At 37.4% G+C, this 21,507-nt stretch carries 18 protein-coding genes and 1 pseudogene; 3 read left to right on the forward strand and 16 right to left on the reverse strand.

Annotation, left to right across the window (positions count from 1 at the left end):
• Nucleotides 1-7: 7 nt before the first annotated feature.
• From H5116_RS13770 to rfaH, 4 genes are all read right to left on the reverse strand, one after another.
• Entirely contained in the window at nt 8-2,257 is a 2,250-nt protein-coding gene (locus H5116_RS13770; RefSeq protein WP_182716423.1) for a polysaccharide biosynthesis tyrosine autokinase, read from the reverse strand.
• A gap of 15 nt (nt 2,258-2,272) precedes the next feature.
• The gene (locus tag H5116_RS13775) at nt 2,273-2,707 is read right to left on the reverse strand and encodes a low molecular weight protein-tyrosine-phosphatase (RefSeq protein ID WP_007582278.1); all 435 of its coding nucleotides are present in this window, start codon (nt 2,705-2,707) and stop codon (nt 2,273-2,275) included.
• A 12-nt stretch (nt 2,708-2,719) separates the two neighbouring features.
• On the reverse strand, nt 2,720-3,835 hold the full coding sequence (locus H5116_RS13780) for a polysaccharide export protein (RefSeq protein ID WP_182716424.1): 1,116 nt from the start codon (nt 3,833-3,835) through the stop codon (nt 2,720-2,722).
• A gap of 987 nt (nt 3,836-4,822) precedes the next feature.
• Entirely contained in the window at nt 4,823-5,305 is a 483-nt protein-coding gene (gene rfaH / locus H5116_RS13785) for a transcription/translation regulatory transformer protein RfaH (protein ID WP_182716425.1), read from the reverse strand.
• A gap of 451 nt (nt 5,306-5,756) precedes the next feature.
• Here rfaH and H5116_RS13790 point away from each other — a divergent pair, with 451 nt between their 5' ends.
• The 3 genes from H5116_RS13790 to H5116_RS20385 all read left to right on the forward strand — a co-directional run bounded on the left by H5116_RS13790 (nt 5,757) and on the right by H5116_RS20385 (nt 8,286).
• A complete protein-coding gene (locus tag H5116_RS13790; protein WP_182716426.1) occupies nt 5,757-7,130 on the forward strand; it encodes an MBL fold metallo-hydrolase RNA specificity domain-containing protein in 1,374 nt (457 codons plus the stop codon).
• Nucleotides 7,131-7,291: 161 nt separating this feature from the next.
• Complete coding sequence (locus tag H5116_RS13795; protein WP_182716427.1) at nt 7,292-7,744, forward strand: REP-associated tyrosine transposase; 453 nt, start codon at nt 7,292-7,294, stop codon at nt 7,742-7,744.
• 413 nt (nt 7,745-8,157) lie between these two features.
• Nucleotides 8,158-8,286 carry a hypothetical protein gene (locus tag H5116_RS20385; protein ID WP_259398828.1) on the forward strand — a complete coding sequence of 43 codons (129 nt, stop codon included), beginning with the start codon at nt 8,158-8,160 and terminating at the stop codon, nt 8,284-8,286.
• A 351-nt stretch (nt 8,287-8,637) separates the two neighbouring features.
• Here the strand turns inward: H5116_RS20385 and H5116_RS20535 are convergent, their stop codons facing one another.
• From H5116_RS20535 to H5116_RS13850, 12 genes and pseudogenes are all read right to left on the reverse strand, one after another.
• Nucleotides 8,638-9,726, reverse strand: a complete 1,089-nt coding sequence (locus H5116_RS20535; protein ID WP_404936420.1) for a UDP-N-acetylglucosamine 4,6-dehydratase family protein — start codon at nt 9,724-9,726, stop codon at nt 8,638-8,640.
• A 147-nt stretch (nt 9,727-9,873) separates the two neighbouring features.
• Nucleotides 9,874-10,572: pseudogene (locus tag H5116_RS20540) on the reverse strand (nucleoside-diphosphate sugar epimerase/dehydratase); the annotation flags it as partial.
• Between the two features lie 165 nt (nt 10,573-10,737).
• A complete protein-coding gene (locus H5116_RS13805; RefSeq protein ID WP_182716429.1) occupies nt 10,738-11,286 on the reverse strand; it encodes a sugar transferase in 549 nt (182 codons plus the stop codon).
• Between the two features lie 15 nt (nt 11,287-11,301).
• Nucleotides 11,302-12,237 carry an SDR family oxidoreductase gene (locus H5116_RS13810; protein WP_182716430.1) on the reverse strand — a complete coding sequence of 312 codons (936 nt, stop codon included), beginning with the start codon at nt 12,235-12,237 and terminating at the stop codon, nt 11,302-11,304.
• Complete coding sequence (locus tag H5116_RS13815; RefSeq protein ID WP_182716431.1) at nt 12,237-13,067, reverse strand: glycosyltransferase; 831 nt, start codon at nt 13,065-13,067, stop codon at nt 12,237-12,239. The genes H5116_RS13810 and H5116_RS13815 overlap by 1 nt, the downstream gene beginning before the upstream one ends.
• Entirely contained in the window at nt 13,064-14,353 is a 1,290-nt protein-coding gene (locus tag H5116_RS13820) for a hypothetical protein (RefSeq protein ID WP_182716432.1), read from the reverse strand. Before H5116_RS13820 ends, H5116_RS13815 begins: the two co-directional genes overlap by 4 nt.
• Nucleotides 14,346-15,467, reverse strand: a complete 1,122-nt coding sequence (locus H5116_RS13825; RefSeq protein ID WP_182716433.1) for a glycosyltransferase — start codon at nt 15,465-15,467, stop codon at nt 14,346-14,348. Before H5116_RS13825 ends, H5116_RS13820 begins: the two co-directional genes overlap by 8 nt.
• A 5-nt stretch (nt 15,468-15,472) precedes the next feature.
• Complete coding sequence (locus H5116_RS13830) at nt 15,473-16,552, reverse strand: EpsG family protein (protein WP_182716434.1); 1,080 nt, start codon at nt 16,550-16,552, stop codon at nt 15,473-15,475.
• Nucleotides 16,553-17,135: 583 nt separating this feature from the next.
• On the reverse strand, nt 17,136-18,407 hold the full coding sequence (locus H5116_RS13835) for a glycosyltransferase (protein WP_182716435.1): 1,272 nt from the start codon (nt 18,405-18,407) through the stop codon (nt 17,136-17,138).
• A 3-nt stretch (nt 18,408-18,410) separates the two neighbouring features.
• Nucleotides 18,411-19,823: a lipopolysaccharide biosynthesis protein gene (locus H5116_RS13840; protein ID WP_182716436.1), complete on the reverse strand. Its 1,413-nt coding sequence runs from the start codon at nt 19,821-19,823 to the stop codon at nt 18,411-18,413.
• Nucleotides 19,820-20,944, reverse strand: a complete 1,125-nt coding sequence (gene rffA / locus H5116_RS13845; protein WP_182716437.1) for a dTDP-4-amino-4,6-dideoxygalactose transaminase — start codon at nt 20,942-20,944, stop codon at nt 19,820-19,822. Before rffA ends, H5116_RS13840 begins: the two co-directional genes overlap by 4 nt.
• Nucleotides 20,931-21,500, reverse strand: coding sequence for an acyltransferase (locus tag H5116_RS13850; protein ID WP_182716438.1), 570 nt, complete (start codon nt 21,498-21,500; stop codon nt 20,931-20,933). The genes rffA and H5116_RS13850 overlap by 14 nt, the downstream gene beginning before the upstream one ends.
• Between the last annotated feature and the right edge of the window lie 7 nt (nt 21,501-21,507).

The raw sequence follows: 21,507 nt of genomic DNA on the forward strand, positions 1-21,507 counted from the left end.
ATTTCCTTTATTTATCCGATTTATATTCATAATTGTAATAACCGTAATACCCATAAGCATTACTCGCTTTTTTAACAACACCGTTAAATACTACGCCTTTAACGTCTATGCCGTTTTGTTCAAAGCGATTGCGGGTTAGGTCGATTTCGCGTAAGTGGTTTTGCCCAAAACGTGCCACAAGTAATGTGGTGCCCGTATGTGCACTTACTATTGCAGGGTCAGTCACTGCAAGTATTGGAGGGGTGTCGATAATTATAATGTCGTAAGCAGCGCTTACCTCTTCAACTAATTTGCTAAAGTTGCTATGCATTAATAGCTCAGAAGGATTGGGCGGTATTTGACCACGCGTAATAACGCTTAATCCTTCTACTTTGGTTGATTTAGTAACTTGCTCTAGGTTTAAACGGCCCGATAGATAATCACTTAATCCATCGTCCCACTTTAAACCAAACTGTGTTTGTAAGTAGCCTTTGCGCATATCGGCATCAATAATAAGTACCTTTTTACCGCTTTGCGCAAGTACTGATGCTAAGTTAACCGATATAAATGACTTACCCACACTTGGGCTTGGGCCCGATATAGCAATAATGTTGTTTTTAGCTTCCATCATCGCAAAGTGCAAACTAGTACGTAAGCTACGTAGTGCCTCAATTGCTAAGTCGGCTGGGTTATCGAGCGCTAATATACTTTTAGGCTTACTTGTTTTATTTTTAAGGGCTCGCTCGGCAAAGCCACTTAGTTTATCTTGATAATCTGAGTGCGGTACACTCGCGTATACAGGTATGCCTAGCGCTTCAATTTCGCTTGGGTCTTCAACCCCTTTGTGCATTGCTTTTTGTATAAGCACAATTGCCACAGCTAACATACCACCCAGCATAGTAGCCATTACTACAATTAATGCTTTTTTAGGTTTAACTGGCTTGCTGGTATTTACCTCGGCGTAGTCAATAATACGTACATTACCTACGGTGCCTGCGCGTACTATATCTAGCTCTTGCGTTTTACTAAGCAATAGTGTGTAAATTTGGTTACTTACCTCAACATCGCGCTTTAAGCGTAGTAGCTCTTGTTGAGTTTCTGGTAGGTTACCTACCTCACCAACAAGCTCTTGTTTTTGGTTTTCAACCGCTTCTATTTGCTCAAGTATACCTTGGTATGCTGGATGATCTTTTTTAAACTTTCGGCCAATATCTAAACGTTTTAAATTTAGCTCTTGTAACTTGGTTTCAAGCTTTACAACTTGCTCAAGCACGCCTTGCGTTTCTAGCGTTATATTTATTGATTGGCGTTTTATTTGGTAGTCGTTAAAGCGTTGCTCTGCGTATTCAAGCTGTTTTTTAATTTCAGGTAATTGTACTTCTAAAAACTCCAGCGACTTTTGCGCCTCAGCACTATTGCGCTCAACATTACGGCGTACGTAAATAGCGGCTACTTTATCAAGTACTTTTTCAGCGTAGCTTGGTTTAATACTTTGTAAGCTTAAGTTAATTATGCCTGAGTCTTTACCTTTTTCGCTTGCACCAATTGCAGTTTGAAGATCTAAAATAGTATTAAGGCGATCTTTACGGGTAATTGTAAACTCTGTACCAGGGCGTGCGTTTAAAGTACGTATTGTTAGGTTAAATTTACCGTTAGTGAGCTCTTCGCCTACTTTACCTGATAATATTTGCTCGCCATCTGCATTTAAAAGCATAAGGCTATTATTAGCTTGTGCTACCAATGTAAATTCTTTATTAATTGCAAAGCGTGGTACATCAAACCTAAATACATTTATGCTCTCACCGCCCCATGCGTAGCTTTTAGCGCCAAAACTTGGCTCTGCTAAATCGCCATCTTCTATTGGGGTAAAAGTACGGTAGGCCCGGCTACCTACAAACGGGAATAACTTAGGCTCTGCTATTATATCAAGCTTTAAAGTGTCTACTGCCTCACCTATTATACTGCGCGACTTCAGTAATTCTATTTCGGTTACTGCGGCCGATGTACTTTCGAACATGCCTGCCATATCGTCAAAGCCTGGGACTGATGCGCCGCCGTCTTCAACTTGTATCATGGCTGTTGCTTGGTAAACAGGGGTACTTAATACTGCATAAATAACACCTACAAACATAAACAGCGCAGTTATGGCTACTATAAAATATTTACGATCGAGCAGTGCGCCTATTAGCGCCATTAAATCAATTTCTTGCGTTGGTTGCGTATTATTAGTGCTTTTACTATTCGCGCTACTAGCGCTGTTATTCGGCTGGGTATTCATTAAATTAGCCATTCCTTATAAATACTTTTGCCAAGCGCTACACGCGCTGTCGATTAATGTATATACGTGTTCAAAAGCCTCTTGGCTTTGGCGGTAAGGATCGGGTATTTCGGCGTTATTAATCCACTTACCGAGTAAAAACGTTTTACCGCGCGCCTCTGGGTAGCGAGCATGTACATCGTTTAAATGGCGTTCTTCCATTACGAGTATTACGCTGTTTTGCGCTACTAAGCTTGATGTAAGCTGTTGCCCTTGGTGGGCATCCATATTAACGCCATGTGCGAGTGCTATTTGCTTTGCTTTTGCATCTGCTGGTTTTCCTTCAAGTGCAGTTAAACCAGCAGACGATACTTTAATATTTTTGCCTTCAAGCTTTTGCTTTAAAACATACTCACCTGTTGGGCTACGACAAATGTTGCCTGCACACACGACTAAAACTGAATCAAACATTTTTAAAACTCCTTAGTTTGCAGTTATATCGTCAACACTATCTACAGTAGCAATAGACGGTAATAGTAAGCTAATTACACGGTTCCAACGGGCAAGCGGTGCCGATGTTACATATACAATATCGCGCGGTTGTAGCTCAAACTGCTCAGCTAATACCATTGCCGCTATATTTTTAGCGTGTAATTGGTATACGTTTGCAATAACACCGGTTTGCTCTACGTCACTTTTACGTAGTACAAATACGCCGTTAGCGTCTGCTGTTGCTTCGTTTAAGCCGCCCGAGTCGCTTAGCGCTTCGGCCAAGTTTAAACCATAACGGTTAAGCGTTACTGAACCTGCTTTTTTAACATCGCCTAATACAAATATTTTTTGTGCATCGTTACGATTTACATGCACTATGTCGCCATGTTGCAATAAACGATTTTGCGAAATGTCACCATGGGCATAAAAGTCATCAAGTTTTATAACTTCTGTTTTGTCGCCACGGGTAAATGTTACTGTGCGCCAATCGGCTGCATCTGTTAAACCGCCGGCTTGGTTTAAGGCATCAATTAAGGTAAGTGGTATTTCGGTTACTGGGTATACACCAGGCTTGTTTACTTCGCCGGTAACGTAGGTTTTTTGGCTTCTAAAGCCAACTACTTTTACATCTACTTGTGGGTCTTCTATTACTCGGCTTAGGCGTTTAACAAGCTCATTACGTACTTGGCTTATTGTTTTACCAGCAGCGGGTATATTTGGTGCGTAAGCGTAAGTAATGGTGCCGTCTCGCTGTACTCTAAAGCCGTCAAACTCTGCGGTACGTTGTACTGCTGCCGGTATTGTTAGCTCTGGGTGATCCCATACGCCTATTGTTAGTACGTCGCCAACACCTAGTTTGTATTCGTAGTTACTTACGTTTAAACCAGCAGTGCTTGAAATTGGTTTAGCTGCTATACGCGCTTGATTTTGTTTATTTATTAGTAGAGAGTCGATTATTTGAATGTTTACTTTTTCGAGATCTTGTTCAAGGTTTTGTGTTTGCTCGCCTGAGTCTATACCTTCAAAGTGGCTGCCTGGTACTATTGTACAGCCGGTCATGCTTAGTATTGCGAGTATTGATGCGAGTGATTTACAGCTTAACGCCATTGTAGAATCCCAAAATTATTTTAATATTGCACTTACTCACCAACCTTGGTGAGCACTTGTATTTTAGCCGACTAATTAAAGCATGCGCACTATTGTGAAGCAATAGCCTTTGCTTTGTAAAAGCTTTGTAACTAAGTTTTTAATTAGCACTAAAATTATATCAGTGTTTTCACAAGTTATTTATGAAAAAATTTAATTGAAAGCCGTTTTAGTTAAACACTTAACGCATTCATCATCAATTGCACAAAGAGAAGTGAATGAGAAGCCATTTAAACAAGTGCTTTAGGCTGTTTACTTCTCTAAAGCTCAGCATGCTCTTAACCCTTTTGTGAATAACCCTTATTACGAGCTTTGCTCGTCACGCCAGCAAGCTACTCGTCTACGAGTGACCGTAACCACGGTGTTAAACTTTGCCACGGGGCTTCAACGTTAAAAGCGCAGCGTGCTCATAACTTCTTTTTGAAATACATTTATTGATAATTGCACAAAGAGAAGCAAATGAGGAGTAAATGAGAAGCCATTTAAATAAGTACTTGTGGCTGTTTACTTCTCTAAAGCGCAGCGCCCTCTTAACCTCTTTGTGAATAAATCACTTAAAATATGATTGCACAAAGAGAAGCGAATGAGGAGTAAATGAGAAGACATTTAAATAAGTACTTTATGGCTGTTTACTTCTCTAAAGCGCAGCGCGCTCTTAACTTCTTTTTGAATAAATCACTTAAAATATGATTGCACAAAGAGAAGCGAATGAGGAGTAAATGAGGAGCCATTTAAACAAGTGCTTTATGACTGTTTACTTCTCTAAAGCGCAGTGGCCTTTTAACCTCTTTGTGAATAACCCTTGTTACGAGCTTTGCTCGTCACGCCAGCAAGCTGTGCGTCTACAAGTAAACTTAACCATGGTGTTTTAGGCACGCTTCCGCCCTTAGGTTACAGTTCCTATGTACTGATATATAGCTATTTTTTACGGTGTTACGCTTTTAGTTATTATTGCTTAATATCTTTATTATCTACACTTACTTCAATTTTTTGATTGAGTAAGTTAATTAGTAAAATACTGCGCAGGTCGCCGTCTGGCTCTTTGTATATTGCTTGTATATTACTAAATGAATCGTTATTCACACTTACTACATCACCTGCTTTTGGTATTAGTGACTCAGTGGTGTGTGAACGCTCACTTTTTAGCTGATTAATTATATGTGTAGAAACTAATTGATACTGTGCCCCATAGGATACAAAGCCACCAATTCCACGTGTATTTTTTACAGCAGAAAAATTACCGTTTTTTGACTCAAGGCATACAAATAAATAATTAGGGAATAAAGCAGTTTGTTTGACGGTACGCCGACCTTTAACCAACCTTTCGGTAGTTAATTTGGGGTAAAACGCTTCAATCCCTTGATTTTGCAAGTTAGTTTTGGCTCTCTCTTCTTGCTTAGGTTTGCATACGACTAAATACCAACTTTCCATAATAGTCCTTAACACATAACTAAGTTGCAAAAAACACAACGCTAAACTAAATAACGGCGGCATTATAACCACCATAGAGTGCCTATGTAAATAAGCCTTAGTGGTTAATAGCCACTCACATTAGTAAACAATGTTATTGAATTTAAGAGAAATAAAGGCTTTAACGCTGGTTTAGCGCTTATAAAGCAATGTTTAGAACGAACTAAACAAAAGTTTAGGAAAAGGTAATAAATTTATTAAAAACCTGAATTTATATGATTAAAAAATTAATATTTAAGTAAGAACGCAAAGTGATAAAAATAATAAAATCGCAAAGTAAATTCGCACTTACAGGTTGGTTCATATTTGCAGGTGGGGTTATTAATTTAGCTCAAGCGTTATAACCTTGAATATTTATGGCTTTGCTTCTACCTTAAAATTCAATGTAACAACTTGATAACAAGGAAGCGCAATGCAAATACTTCACCACGGAGCGGTTAATGGAGTTACCGGTTCGTGCCACGAGCTGGTAGTTAACGAGCAAACAAGTGTGCTTATTGATTGCGGGTTATTTCAAGGCGAAGACTCTAAAGTCGATCTTTCAATTGAGTTTAATATTACCCATGTTACTGCCCTTATTGTTACCCATTGCCATATTGACCATGTTGGTAGAATTCCTTACTTATTAGCTGCCGGTTTTAAAGGCCCTATTTTTACAAGTATTGCATCAGCCAGTTTATTACCTTTAGTAATAGAAGATGCTTTAAAAGTAGGTGTAACCCGCGACCCTAAAATTATAGCTGCCTGCTTAAGCTTATTAAATAAACGCATAGTTGCTGTTGATTATAAAACGTGGTTTGAACTGCCTTGCAAAGCGCCCGATAAAGCTAAGGCGAGGTTTCAGCGTGCTGGGCATATATTAGGTTCTGCCTACGTTGAAATTGACGTTACAAATAATGATAACAACAAACACCGTGTTGTATTTTCAGGAGATTTAGGCGCGCCATATACCCCGCTACTCCCTTCGCCTAAGCCGCCCTACAAAGCCGACACTCTAGTTATTGAATCAACCTACGGCGATAAAAACCATCAAGGCCGTAAAGAGCGCACTCAAACGCTAAAAAACATTATCGAACGCGCTGTTAGCGATAATGGCGTGGTGTTAGTGCCAGCTTTTAGTATTGGGCGTACACAAGAACTGCTATATGAGCTGGAGCAACTCATACATAGCTCATCTAAAAAGTCTAAGTGGCGAGACATTCACGTAATACTCGACTCCCCTATGGCAGCCAATTTTACTGAGCAATACAAAAAGTTTAAACACCTATGGGATAGCGAAGCTAAACGCAAAGTTGCAAACGGTAGGCACCCGCTCGATTTTAAAAACCTAACTACGGTTGATTCACACAAAGAGCACATGGCTGTTATCAACTATTTAAGTTCACGGCAAACACCAGCCATAATATTAGCGGCAAGTGGTATGTGTACTGGTGGGCGAATAGTTAATTATCTTGAGCGATTTTTAAGTGACAAAACCACCGATGTATTGTTTGTAGGTTACCAAGGTAATAAAACGCTAGGCCGCGAAATTCAAAAATATGGCCCACGTAATGGATATGTTTTTATAAATGATGCTCGCATTAATATAAACGCCAAAGTACATACAATTAGTGGCTATAGCGCCCATGCCGATCAAAACGGATTAATTAAGTTTGTAACAGGTATGCATAAAAAGCCAAGCCATATAAAAATTGTACATGGTGATGATGATGCAAAAAACGCCTTAGCAGCAAGGTACAAAGAGGTATTAAGTAGTGAAGTTAAAATAGAGATTGGTAAATTGTAGGCGTGAAGCTTGCTCACGCTATTTAATAAATACGTAAAAGCTGCGCTTTTAGTGCGCCAGCAAGCAAGACGCCTACATGGTTACATACACCGAGGATAAAAATCCACGTAGGCGTGAAGCTTGCTCGCGCAATTTAATTTATTCAAATGGAAATTAATTATATGGCAAACACACATAAACGTTTAAAAGGACGCTGCACTTCGGTAAACGCTTATTACTCTATTACAATTTGTTGTGATTTTCGTAAGCCATTATTTGCTAACTTTTTATGTGCACGGTTAATTGCGAGTGAACTCATTAAATTTTCAAAAAACAATTCACTTAATACTATCTGCTACGTAATCATGCCTGATCATATACATTGGATTTTACAGTTAAATAGTAGCCTTGACCTTTCAAACCTAGTTAGGAATTTTAAAAACATTACAACTTATAGACTTAATAAACATAGCGGTACGCATGGAAGGATATGGCAATCAAATTACTATGACCACAAAATAAGAAATAATGAAGATTTAATAGGTCAAGCGAGGTATATAGTCGCAAACCCTTTACGTGCTGGCTTAGTGGACAACATAAAGAAATATCCATATTGGGATTGTGTTTACTTGTAAAGCGGTGGCTTTAAAGCGCCAGTAAGCAAGGCGCCTACATGGTCATTACATCGAGGATGAAAAATTCGCGTAGGGGTTAAGCTTGCTCTCGCTATTTGATGAATACGTAAAAGCTGCGCTTTTAATGCGCCAGCAAGCAAGACGCCTACATGGTCATTACATCGAGGATGAAAAATTCGCGTAGGCGAGAAGCTTGCTCACGCAAGTTAATAAATACGTAAAAGCTGCGCTTTTAATGCGCCAGCAAGCAAGACGCCTACATGGTTACATACATTGAGGGTAAAATACACGTAGGCGTGAAGCTTGCTGGCGCAATTTAATAAATACGTAAAGCTGCGCTTTTAGTGCGCCAGCAAGCAAGACGCCTACGTGCTCACTACACCGAGGATGAAAAATTCGCGTAGGCGTGAAGCTTGCTCACGCAATTTGATAAATACGTAAAAGCTGCGCTTTTAGTGCGCCAGCAAGCAAGGCGCCTACATGGTCACCATACACCGAGGATAAAAATACACGTAGGCGTGAAGCTTGCTCACGCAATTTAATAAATATATAAAAGCTGCGCTTTTAGTGCGCCAGCAAGCAAGGCGCCTACATGGTTACATACATCGAGGATGAAAAATTCGCGTAGGCGTGAAGCTTGCTCACGCAAGTTAATAAATATGTAAAAGCTGCGCTTTGTAGTACGCCAGCAAGCAAGGCGCCTACATGGTCACTACACTGAGAATAAAAATACACGTAGGCGTGAAGCTTGCTCACGCAATTTGATAAATACGTAAAGCTGCGCTTTTAGTGCGCCAGCAAGCAAGACGCTTACATGGTCACCATACACCGAGGGGTAATCCACGTAGGCATGTCATTCCCTACAAACATCAAACTATTGCAATCTATTCGCTTTAGGAGCCACTTACGTTTGGTAAAACTGTAACATTCGTTTGATTATTAAATTTTTGTTTCCAGTTTAAATCACAAATACCGTCAGTTGGTGAAAAAGCAGTAGGTGCGGTTAAAAGTAATCTACGTATTTCTTGATGATCGGTTTCGTCACAGGCTAACTTAAGCTTATCTAAAAATGGAGACAGTTCGCTCCATGGCATTTTAATTTCTTGTGCACTTAGGATTCTTGGATGGTCGGTGCCAATAACGTTGTCTCCAATAAGGAGCTCTTCAAAAAGCTTTTCACCTGGGCGTAAACCTGTGCATTGTATTTCTATATCGCCATTTGGTCGTTTTGCGTGTTTAACTTCAAGCCCTGATAAGTGAACCATTTTAATAGCTAAATCTTTAATTTTAACAGGCTCTCCCATATCGAGTACAAACACATCACTTCCTACACCCATTGCACCGGCTTGAATAACTAGCTGAGCTGCTTCTGGAATTGTCATAAAGTAACGGGTTATGTCTTGGTGGGTTAGTGTTATTGGACCACCCGCTTTAATTTGCTTTCTAAACAGGGGGACAACAGATCCTGAAGATCCTAAAACATTACCAAATCGAACCATAGTAAAGCGTGTTGTGTCTTGGATTTCAGATAGCCCTTGTAATACTAATTCAGCCATGCGCTTAGTAGTACCCATTATATTTGTTGGGCGTACAGCTTTATCTGTTGATATAAGAACAAAAGTTTCTACCTTTGTATATATGGCCGCAGTTGCTAAGTTATAGGTGCCGTAAACATTATTACGTACGCCTTCTACAACATTGTGTTCAACTAAGGGTACATGCTTATACGCTGCGGCATGGTAAACAGTTTGAACACTAAAAGTAGAAAATGTTGACTCAACTAATTTTTTATTTTGAATAGAGCCCAGTATTGGCAGTATTTCAATATTTAAGTCATTTTTGGCACAAAACTCTGATAACTCTTTTTCAATTGCGTAAAGCGCGAACTCAGAAAGCTCAAATAACACTAACTTAATCGGACTATTTTTTACTATTTGCCTACAAAGCTCAGAACCTATAGAGCCGCCTGCACCTGTAACCATTACAACTTTATCGGCTATATTTGCCGACATTAAATCTTGGCGAGGTTGAACTGAATCACGGCCTAGCAGGTCGTCAATTTCAACATCTTTTACTTCATCAAGATTAGTTGTCCCTGCAACAATATCTGCCATTCCGGGAACAGTCATAACTTGTAATTTAAATTTTTCTATTGCGTTAAGTACTTCTTTTCGACGACTGCGAGATGTACTTGGTAGTGCCAACAATATTTTATTTGCACATTTTTGCTTTGCGATTTCAGCTATTTGCGACGGTGCGTGCACACAAATACCTTGAATTAACGATAAATGCTTTTTAGGGTCGTCGTCTATAAATGCGACTGGTGAGTATTCAGGGCCATTTGCTAAGGCTGTTGCTAATTGGCGGCCAGCAGAACCTGCTCCATAAATAATTACGCCTTCTTTGCGGCGCATAGTTATTTGGCCAACTACAGCTCGCACGGTTAGCCTTGCACCACCAACAAATAAAATACAAAAGCTGGCATAAATAAAAGGAACTGTGCGTGGTACTGGCGCACTAAGAAAAAAAGATAAAATAGTTAAATAAACGGTCGAAAGTACAACACCGGCAATAATGGCCCACATAGCTTGAGTGTTCATATAGCGCAGCACAGCCCTGTAGAGCCCAAGCTTTACAAAGGTTAGTAAGCTAAGCGGCAATAATGCTGATAATAAAATCCAAGTATGTGTATTTTTTAAAACGGCGGTGCTGTCTAGCCTTAATAAAAAAGCCAGCCAAAAAGCAACAATTATAAATACGCTATCGATGAGGAGAGAAATAATTCTTTTTTGAGGACGAGGTAAATTAACTAAAAATTTTAAAGACACAATACATTTCCCTGAAGCTAGCAGTAAGGCTACTATTCTATTGATTACAATTTTACTACAAGATGAACAACTATTGCACTTAATAAATAAAGACTATATGTAAATATTTATATAGTCTTTATGTATTTGGTTATTTTTTGTAATTTTTTGTACTACTGCAGCTTACTATTTTACTCTGTCACCGCTTCCCTTACCTGCAACAGTTTGGAATATATAGCTAAAGTAGTTTTTTAAATTTAATGTGCTAATCATTTTATAATCAGTCTCAGCTAATAGCTCTGGTGTAGACATATCAATCTCGTTAACTTGAGCTAAACCTGTAATACCAGGGCGAACATTATATATATTTTTAGCATCACGAGCTTTTGTTAGCTCGTCTTGATTAAACAGCCCTGGGCGAGGTCCAACTAAACTCATTTCACCTTTTAGTACATTCCATAGCTGTGGTACTTCATCTAATTTTGTTTTACGCAAAAAGCCACCAAATGGCGTTATAGATGATGTACTTGCTAAGTGACTAGCAACTGATGCAGTATCCACGGACATTGTTCTGAACTTTATCAAGGTAAAAGGCTTTTTATTCTTCCCAACACGCTCTTGCATGAATATAGGCGAGCCCGTATCGAATAAACCAATAAGGTATAAAATCACTAAAAACGGCATCGCAAAAAATAACCCTAAAAGTGATAACAAAAAGTCGAGTAAGCGTATCATTTATAAATCCATTAATTATTTTTTAGCCGCAAGCTTAAAACCATGCTCAACTGAGTATGGCGGCTTCCAATTAAGTGTCTCTTTCGTATGCGTGATATCTAATTGCAATGAGCCTATAAGTCTATCGACCATATCACTTTTATTGAGCAACTTGCCCACTAATTTAAAGCACCAAACAGGTATTGGCAAAGCAAGGTTTTCTCTATTTTGCACTTTTGCCATTAGAGCTGCCATTTCAGCTGTTGACAAATCATTATCATCGCTCGCTAAAAATATCTGATTCGCAGCTTTTGGGTGTTCTATACATATTTTAAGCAGATCAACTAAGTTATATACTGACACTAGACTACGTTTGTTGCCTTTAATCGATCTAAAAGGTAATGGAAAACCTTTTCCTATAAAACGCATAAGTGAGGCAAAGTTTGCCTTTACGCCTTCTCCATAAACTAATGGTGGACGAATAATTACAATCTCCATCCCCGTAGTTTCACCAAGTTTAATTAGACTTTGCTCCGCTTCAGCTTTGGAAACACCATAAGGATCTGCGGGCAAACGTTTATCAAACACAGAAAAAGGCAGACCGTTTGATGTAGACTCACCATTTACTTTGATAGAACTTAAAAAAATGAATCGCTTTACGCCCGCATCTGCGGCCTGACGCGCTAAATTTAACGTGGCGTGGGTATTTACAGCACAAAACTCAGAAAGTGGATCAGAAGATGGGTCTTTCATAACGTGTACTCTGGCAGCGCAGTGAACAACATGAGTAACTCCATTGAGAGCTATTGTATAGTCTGCGCTATCACTAAGTTCGCTTTGAAAAAACTTATGCTGACTATGTAACAAAGGAGTTCTACCTAAAATAATAACTTCGTTATCATTGAGCTCTGTTAAAAGCTGCCCGCCTACAAAACCATTAGCTCCTGTTAATAAAATACGCTCAACTGACATTAATGTTTCCCCCTAGGATCGAAATTTTTAATCAACCCCTCTAGCACCTTTCTAGCTTTCAATGGCAGTAATGCTTTAAAAACAGGATAAAAAACACCAATGTGTGCTTTTAAACCTAAAGATAAAGCTCTACAACCTTTATAACCAATCATTGCTTGTTGCCATGCTACTTTTAAACTATTTCTAGCGTAGGTGTTATCTGTAATTCGATAGCGAATTAACGGCTCACAAATGTTTGCAAAATGTGCACCTTGTTGAGCGCAACGAAACCACAACTCATAATCCTGTCGCCGTTTCAGACTTTTTGTGTAAGAACCTGCATTAAGCACAACATTCTTTTTAAACATAACAGATGGATGAATAAGTGGACAGGTCCACATAAGCTTGTATATGTCATCGTGTTCTGAGGGTACAGACCTCACCGCTATAGATTCACCATTTTCATTAATATCCTCGGCAGGACTGCCTAAAATATCAACGATTGGGTTATCTTGCATAAAAGCCAGTTGCACCTTAAAACGGTTTGGCTGAGCAATATCATCAGCATCCATTCTTGCTATTAAGTCATACTTACATATTTTTAAACCTTCATTTAATGCATAGCCTAACCCATAGTTTGAAGATAAATGATGAACAACAAAAGTTTCACTATATTGAGATTTATACTTTAATATAACAGCTTCCAGCTCATCAGTTATGGGGCCATCAACAACCAAGACAACTTCGCTAGGCAACACACTTTGCTTAACAAGTATGCTATCTAATGCCTCAGCTAGCCAATTGGGTTTTTCTTTAGCATAAACTGAGACTAATACTGAAAATGGTGTCATTTTAACAATATATCCTCAATATCAGAGCTCGCCATGCCTTGAGCTATACAGAAGCCATATAAATTTAGCAGCTCTAAATATGCTCGCTGCTTAACGTAGCTAGGTAATAGTTTATTGCTCTTGATTATTTTCGTTATCTTCTCGGGAATAATCTTATCTAATACGTTAATTTTAAATGAATCTAGATCCAAATCGAAATATAAGTCCACACCTCTTTTTTGCTGGTGCCAACCTAGCTTATTTTCTAGTAACTCCCTAAGTAAGACTTTATTCGTTAAGGAGTTAAAATCAAATTTTTTATTTTTAGGAAGATTAAACACATATTTAGCTAAGCTTGATGCTAGCCAAGGGAAGTTTACATCGGCACCTAAGTGCTTTGTAGATGCAACCGTTTTCCCCATCATACATTGGTGATCATGAAAAGCACCACGTGAAAAAGCTCTAAAATCTATAAAAGATAACTCTTGTGTTTTGGCTTCTATTTTTGAAAAATACTTATTAAGGTCATAGCTTGAACCAATTGGAAAAAAACACGCAAGTGCTGACAAATCACCATGAGACTCAGCTGGTGAGCGTAAATACCATTTTAAACTGTGACAAGATTTAGGGAGCATCTTCCAAATACCCATTTTTGCCAACTTAAATGAGCGAATCTGATGTTCTGATGGCAAGTACCCGAATGTTTCATCATTTCCGAGACCATCAATTATGACATAGTCGCTAGGGTCAAAGTTAGGGTTGTTAAAGAAAGTTCGCAAGCCAAATAAAAAGAATAAAAAACCTTGATCTAAAACCGGAGTATTCATATTTTCACAAGCTGAAAGAAAAATACTTTTATCAAAGCTAGTTATAATTTCGTCTACTTCTACAAAGTGTGCAGTGTGACCAAGTTTATTACAAATATTTGTAATATACTCTTTTAGTTCGCTGTCATCGCGCCTTAAAAAAGTTAGAGTATCAATTTTCATCCCTAGGTGTGAGTAACCTAAAGCAAGGCCCATTGAGTCTTTTCCATCGCTCAATAACAATAAAGGACGTTTACAACTATCAACATTTTTTAATGACTTTGCAATTTCATCAAGCAAAATGTCTTCACTAGCATCACTATCAGCTTCATAGGAATCAGATAGCATACGATAAGGGTACTTAGTAAAATCTTCCAAGCCCTGCTCTGATAGCTTGGTATTTTGATTTGGGTACAATACACTATAAGGGCAAAGCATATGTTTTGCGAAAGTCGCAATATGTGCAGTACTTAATTTATTTCTCAATTCAGGATCACCCATTACTGTTTACCACTTCATGGTAAGCTTTTTGATATTTCTTTGACATTGTACCACTACTAAAGTGTTGGTTTACAACGGCAATCGTAGCGTCAGCCATGCATTGCCTGTCGAACTTTACTAGCTCTACGAGCTTACTATATAAATCAGTGTCACTTTCTGTTTTGAACGTTACACACCCATTTGGATTCAAAGCATAAATTTCTTGATGTGGTTCTATATCTGACAAAACAGATGGTAACCCGCATGACATCGCCTCAAGCACGGCATTAGGCATACCTTCAGCACGAGAAGCTGATATGAAATAATCTGCCATTCGTAAGTAATCAGATACGTTACTTACTTTACCAAAAAATTTAAACTGTGAACTCTCAGCGGCAATTTTTTGACACTCACCTCTTTGCTGTCCATCTCCTATAAAAATCAACGTATCGTCAGGATATTCGGTTAAAAATAGCTTAAAAGCAGCCGCAACAGTTACTGAGTTTTTTCTATTATCTTTGCCCAAAGATGATATCCACACATTACTATTTTCGTTAATACCGTACGTTTTTCGAAGAGACGATTTTTGTTTTGAATCAGCAGGGTAAAAATTTAGTGTATCAACCCCATTAAGTGCTGTAACAGCATCATTTATATTGTAAGTTTTTTCAAGATTATCTTTTACAGCATCAGATACGCAGCATACTTGTGATACTTGTCGCAGTGCTCGGATTTGCTGGTAAGCCATAATACTGCCGATAACACGGCCATATGTCATTGGAAAATCTAATTGGGGAAAGTTTCGTATAGTACACAAGACAGGCACTTCATCTGTGAACTTGGATGCAAGCACATCACCACGAAGGCCTTGTGAGTGGATTACGTCAGGTAGCTCTTTTTCAATTATACTCTTCACTTTGCCTTTGGCTAAAAACACCCCCTCTAACCGTGACAGATTAAGCTGATAATGTTTAATACCCAACGCCTTAAAGTCATTTAACCTACTTTGAGCAGGCTCTTGTGAAAGTGTTACGAGTACTGGCGTTATATTCGCAGGGAGGTTACTAATAATATAGTAAAGCTGAGATGTAGGGCCTGCTTTTTGTAATGTTGATACCAAATAAAGAATTTTCAATCTATTCACCGTAAAAAAAATAACTGATAGTTATAAGGGAAGTCGCTCATCAATGCTAAGAAATACAATAAGCAATAACCAGAAATAGCTAAATAACCAAGGATTTTATCTTGCCCTTTAAAAAGAAGCAAAAATGAGGGGAGCAAAACCGCATTTGCCGGTAAGCAAATCATTTCTCTAACCCTTGCTGATACTATACCAAAATCAATTAATACCAGCATAATACAAGTACCATATACATAAATAGGAATAAGAATATCATTATATGACCATTTATTTTTCAGTAGGTGGTAATACTTAATGTAAAAAAAGCACCAAAAAATATGAAATAAAACCGTCCCACTTAGCACGCTTTTACCGTCAGCATACTCGCTATTTGTGTACTTGATTATTCTTGATGTATTTTCTAAACCGAATCCGCTGGCTACTTCAGGGATCATCATACCAACACCGCCCAAAGCCGCGATGATAAAAGACACAATGGCAATTAAAGTCATGACAGTTCTGGACTTAAAATATCTTACAAAGTAAAGAAAAAGTGCTATAAAAGCGAAACTATGAAACATACCAGCTAAAAAAACCACTGCTACGTGTCGGAAAAACCACCCGTGATAAATACAATAAAAAGAATAAAGTAATATACCGGAGGCCATAGAGTTTCTAATTTGCCCCATATCCTTAAAAAAATATTCATCTGAAATATAAACTAAAATACTTACTAAAAAAAAAGGCGATAACTTGCGAAAAGCTCTAAATTTCAGATAAATAGAAATAGAAGAAAAAGCAAAAATAAATAGGAAAAAATCTCCGCCTATAGCTTTAATAAATAGAGCAAATAATGCAAAACCAGACTCAATTGGCGTTGTTATAGAAACTGGATATATAAATAGACCTAATTTCGAAATATCGGTTATGTTTTCATATATGTACTGATACTGAAAATAATCTGTAGAAGCATACCTTGACCCAACTAGAAATGTAAAAAAAAGTAATGTAACGAGATAGAGATAAGACTCTTTTGAATGCCTGTCGATTGATAAAAGTGAAAGCAGAACAAAAACAAAAAAAACGATATAAAAAATCATAAAAAACTCAAAATGGGAACATAATATTCAGTTATATTCGAAAGGTTAAATCTAAGAGAGAAATTACAGAGAGTCTCAGGCCTTTTAGTTAAATTTACCGTTTCGAAGTAGCATTTGCAGTATAACTGCTTCTCTACTAACCAAAGCCAATAAGTAAAATTATTTTTCCTGTACATATTAATCAACGCTGCTTATATCCAGCCTTTCACTAATAATTATCAAACCCTAATTTATATTCCCTAAGCTATCAGCTTCAGCTCATTTACCAAACAATGTCTATTAACACTTAATAGACAGCGCCTAATAAAAGTTTTTGCTAATAATTTATTAAATCTCCCATGTAGAAAAGTTTAAAGCCTATATGAGTAAATTCATTGGAGGCATGGGTAGTTAAGATATTAAAGAAAAATTAGCTAAAGCCCTGCCTTTCTTAAACCGAACTATAGCTTTCATATAATTCCTCTTAAAGTGTAAGACTTATACCCTTTAACGTTTATTTAGTTTAAAAATACGAACTCTTAAGTACAACTATTAGATGAGTCAAGGCAAAAACCTTAACGAAGAGTTAAACCATTATTGCTAATCAATCTTCATTAATATTTCTATAGTCTTCAAACTGGGTTCTTCTCGGATGCTTGCTATTGAACTTTATGTTGAACCAGTCAAAAATTCTAGATAACTCGTAAAAGTATTTATTAAATTTAAAGTCATCTAAAGGCATTTCAATGTGTTTCAATACGTCCATTGAATTTTGGCAGCTTTCATTTGTAAACATATTAATACTATCGAGATGTTTCTCCTTTAACTCTACCCTTTTATCTTTTTCCATACTAATAAATTCATTAATAATATCTTCAATCTTAAGTAGTGGTAAATTTAGCCCTTTTAAATTGTACTCATGCTGCCAAACGTCACAGAAATATCCATAAGTATTCGGCTCTACCATGTTTTCTACACCAACTATACTAGGGACGCCTAATGATGATGCTTGGATAATCGCAGTACCACTACCGATAAATAAATCATAGTTCGATACAGTTGAATCAAAACTTGAATAATCTAAGGTGCCTTTTAGAGCAATGCGATCTTGTAAATTAGCTTTATTTATTTTTTCTTGAATTTGATGCTTTAATTGCCCACTTCCATATATATCGAACTGTATATCAACACCTTTGAGTCTCAATTCTTTTATCACATCAATCATATAAAAATTATAGGTTTTGAATTCAACCAATCGCCCGACAGCTGCAATTTTAACGGGGGCTACTATATCACCAGATAGTGTTATCATCTTTTTATCTATAACACCTAGTCTAAATGTATTTGATTTCTCAAACTTCTGTTTTTTATGCTTAATATACAGCTCTCTATTACCTTCTGAGAAGAAAGACAATGATTCCTCTGGAAGATATTTAAATATGAATTTCCTGTTTAACTTTTCATGCCAAGCAACATCATCACCGCCCCACAGGTACTTAATATAATGATAAAAGCCAACTGTAACTGGAATGGTTTTTTTTAATTTTTGAGCTAACCTGTAACCAAGTAAAGCATGCATACCATGATAGACATGAATTTGATCAATCGATTTTAAATTAGCTACAAGCCTTTCTTCATCCACTTGACATAATAGTGGTAAGCGACGGCATAAAAGTGCTGGGCCATGAAAAATATCCTTTGGAAAAATCACATTAGCGTATTTTTTCATTTCAGATAGCAACTCGGCATTACTTAGTTCGGGTTTCGATAGCAGCAAAATAGATGTATGTAAGTTATTTTTAAATCGCTCTTTTGCCATTCTTACGAAAAAAGTCTCGATCCCACCTACAGTTAGGGCTCCATAAATAAATAACATTGACTACCTTTTTATTATTAAGTTTTTTAATATTATTGCATTCTCAAAAACTCTACTAACATAAAGTAAGCAAGTAAAAGTGAATAAAACAACCCATATCAAATAGAAATATTCTAAGCTAGCACTTGTTAGCACCATTATAGATGTAGCAACAACATACGAAAGTATGATCATATACATTTTTAATCGTGGTATTTTACGCCATAAGCTCATACTAGCTTCTGTTTTAAAAGTAAAAAAAACAAAAAATGCTAATACCGTAGCTAATGCAGCTCCAGCTGCGCCAAAGTTCGGAATTAACAAGAAGTTCAGCAAAAAATTAACCAAAAACGCTGAAAGTGAAGCATACATTGAATACTTTGAGCGTCGAGTTATACCAATACCAACACCTGTTGTTTCACTTAACATATAAAATAACGGCATCGCTATACAAGCTACAAGTAAATACTCAATAGCTTGGTACTGCGGTGGTAAAAACCAAGGTACTAGAAAGGAGCCAATCCCAGCTAAAGACCATATGAACGCTACCAGAATAATCATATTATCAATTACACGTTGCACTTTTGTTTGATCAACCTCGCTCTTAGCCCATTTATATAAAATTGGATGCCAAAGGTTAGAAAAAATACTAGATACAACAGATACTGAACCAGCAATTGAAGCAGCTAATGCGTAAACACCTAATTGATCAAAGCCGGATAAGCTTCGTAAAAAAAACCGGTCCATTGTCGTCAGCCCCCAATATGCTATTCCACCTGCAACTAATGGAAGACTAAAATGAAGCATTTCTTTTAAAAGCACAACATTTATACTTTTCTTAAGAGCTGGCAGCCAAGTATCTTTAGTCAAGCATAAAAAAACCAGCAATGATGAAAAAACAGCGAGAATATTCATTAACATCAATGTTTCAAAATCAGCTTTTAAGTTCAATATCATTATTAAACTAATAAATATAAATAAAAATAATTTTGGAGCTAATTGAGTTGCTGAAAAGACTAAACCACGTTCTTGCATCCTTACAACATGCACTAAAAAGTTAATAAAAAAACTAGCTAAGACTCCTACCAACAACAGAAAAGTAAGTAAAGCTGAGTCAATCCCAAATAGCAGTTTGGACATTGAAAATGGCAGTATAATTATAATACCACTCACTAGAAGTAAAGCTGCCAAGCCTGGGATAACACAAGCTTTAAATAAGGCTTGCTTATCATCCTCTTCATGATATTCACGTACATAAGCTTGATGCATAGCTAAGCTAAACAATGATACTGATAGGCTTAGCACAACTTGCAGCATAGTTAAGCGACCAACATCTTCTACCGAAAAAAACCATGCCACAAATGGTAGGGTAACTAAACTTAATAAAGCAGCGCCTATGGGCCCTATAGAGAATTGTAATATTGTTTTTGCCTTCAAACAAAAAACTCCAAAGCTATTTTTATAACCGTGTCTAGGTCCTCATTTGTCATGCCATAATAAAGAGGTAAACGAACTAACTTTGAACTTTCAACCGTTGTGTAATTATCACAACCTAAAAACACACCAAACTGCTTTCCTGCTGGGCTTGAGTGTAAGGGTATGTAGTGAAACGGCGTAGTAATGTTGAATTTTTTCATATGGCTTATAAAGTCATTTCGCTCTTTATTGGAGCTCAATTTTATATAAAACATATGCGCGTTATGTGTTAATGAATCCGGAATATGAGGTAGCTGTTCAGCCTTTAGTTTTAGGCTAAGTTTATTGTAATAACGTTCCCATATTGATAAACGGAAATTATTTATCGTGTCTGCTGCTTCCAGTTGAGCATATAAATATGCCGCTTGTAACTCGCTTGGTAAAAAGCTCGAGCCTATGTCTTGCCATGTGTATTTATCGACAATACCATGTAGGAACTGGCTACGGTTTGTTCCTTTTTCACGTATAATCTCAGCTCGTTCAACTAGCTGAGGGTCATTAATTAAAATAGCCCCACCTTCACCACCCGATGAGTAGTTTTTAGTTTCATGAAAGCTATAACAGCCTATATGGCCTAGAGTTCCTAGTGCTTTACCATTATAGGTAGACATTACGCCTTGCGCTGCATCTTCTACTACCCACAATTCATATTTTTCTGCGATAGCAAGTATTGTATCCATTTCACAAGCTACACCTGCGTAATGTACTGGCACTATTACTTTTGTGTTAGCCGTAATCGCAGCTTCAATGAGTGTTTCATCAATATTCATTGTGTCCGGACGAACGTCAACAAATATAATTTTTGCACCACGTAATACAAACGCATTCGCTGTAGATACAAATGTGTATGAGGGCATTATAACTTCATCACCAGGCTGAATATCAATCAAAATAGCGGCTAGCTCTAACGATGCTGTACATGAGGGAGTTAGTAATGCTTTTGTTGTGTTGAAGCTGTCTTCAAACCATTTTTCGCATTTTTTAGAGAAGTAACCATCGCCGCATAACTTGTCTGATGCAATCGCTTGCTCGATATACGCTAATTCTGTACCTACTTTAGGAGGTATATTAAAAGGAACCATTGTCATCTCTTAAAAATTCAATTTCTAGTTCAAGTAAATTTTTCTTTCTTTCTTTTACACGCTTTGCTGGATTTCCAACGTAAATCCCCCAAGGCTCAGTCGTTTTGTTTACTAGAGACATGGCACCTACAGAGCAGCCCTCTGCAAGCTTTACTCCTGGAAAAACAATTGATCCAGCACCGACAATTACATGCTTAGCTAAATGCACATGTTTTTTTGTCTCTTTTTTATATTTAGTCGGTATCGTAGGGTTTGTTAAAGTTCGACCAGAGTAATCATCCGACTGACTAAATACTTGTACTTGATAAGCTAAACCTGAAAAGTCATCCATTTGAATACCTTTCTCACCGCCAGCAACTAGACAAAATGGTGCTATATGGACATATTGACCTATTTTTACATTACCTGAAATAACACAAAAATCATCAATTCGGCTGTTATTACCAATCTCAATTTGGTCAGGATTATATATTGCAGCTTTGTCGCTAATTTTGACATTCTTACCAAGCGCTTTAAAGCCAACGCTTTGTAATTCAATATCTGTTAAATATGCCATTTTATAA

This window comes from Pseudoalteromonas sp. SG45-2 (genome assembly GCF_014164115.1).
Taxonomy (GTDB): domain Bacteria; phylum Pseudomonadota; class Gammaproteobacteria; order Enterobacterales; family Alteromonadaceae; genus Pseudoalteromonas; species Pseudoalteromonas distincta.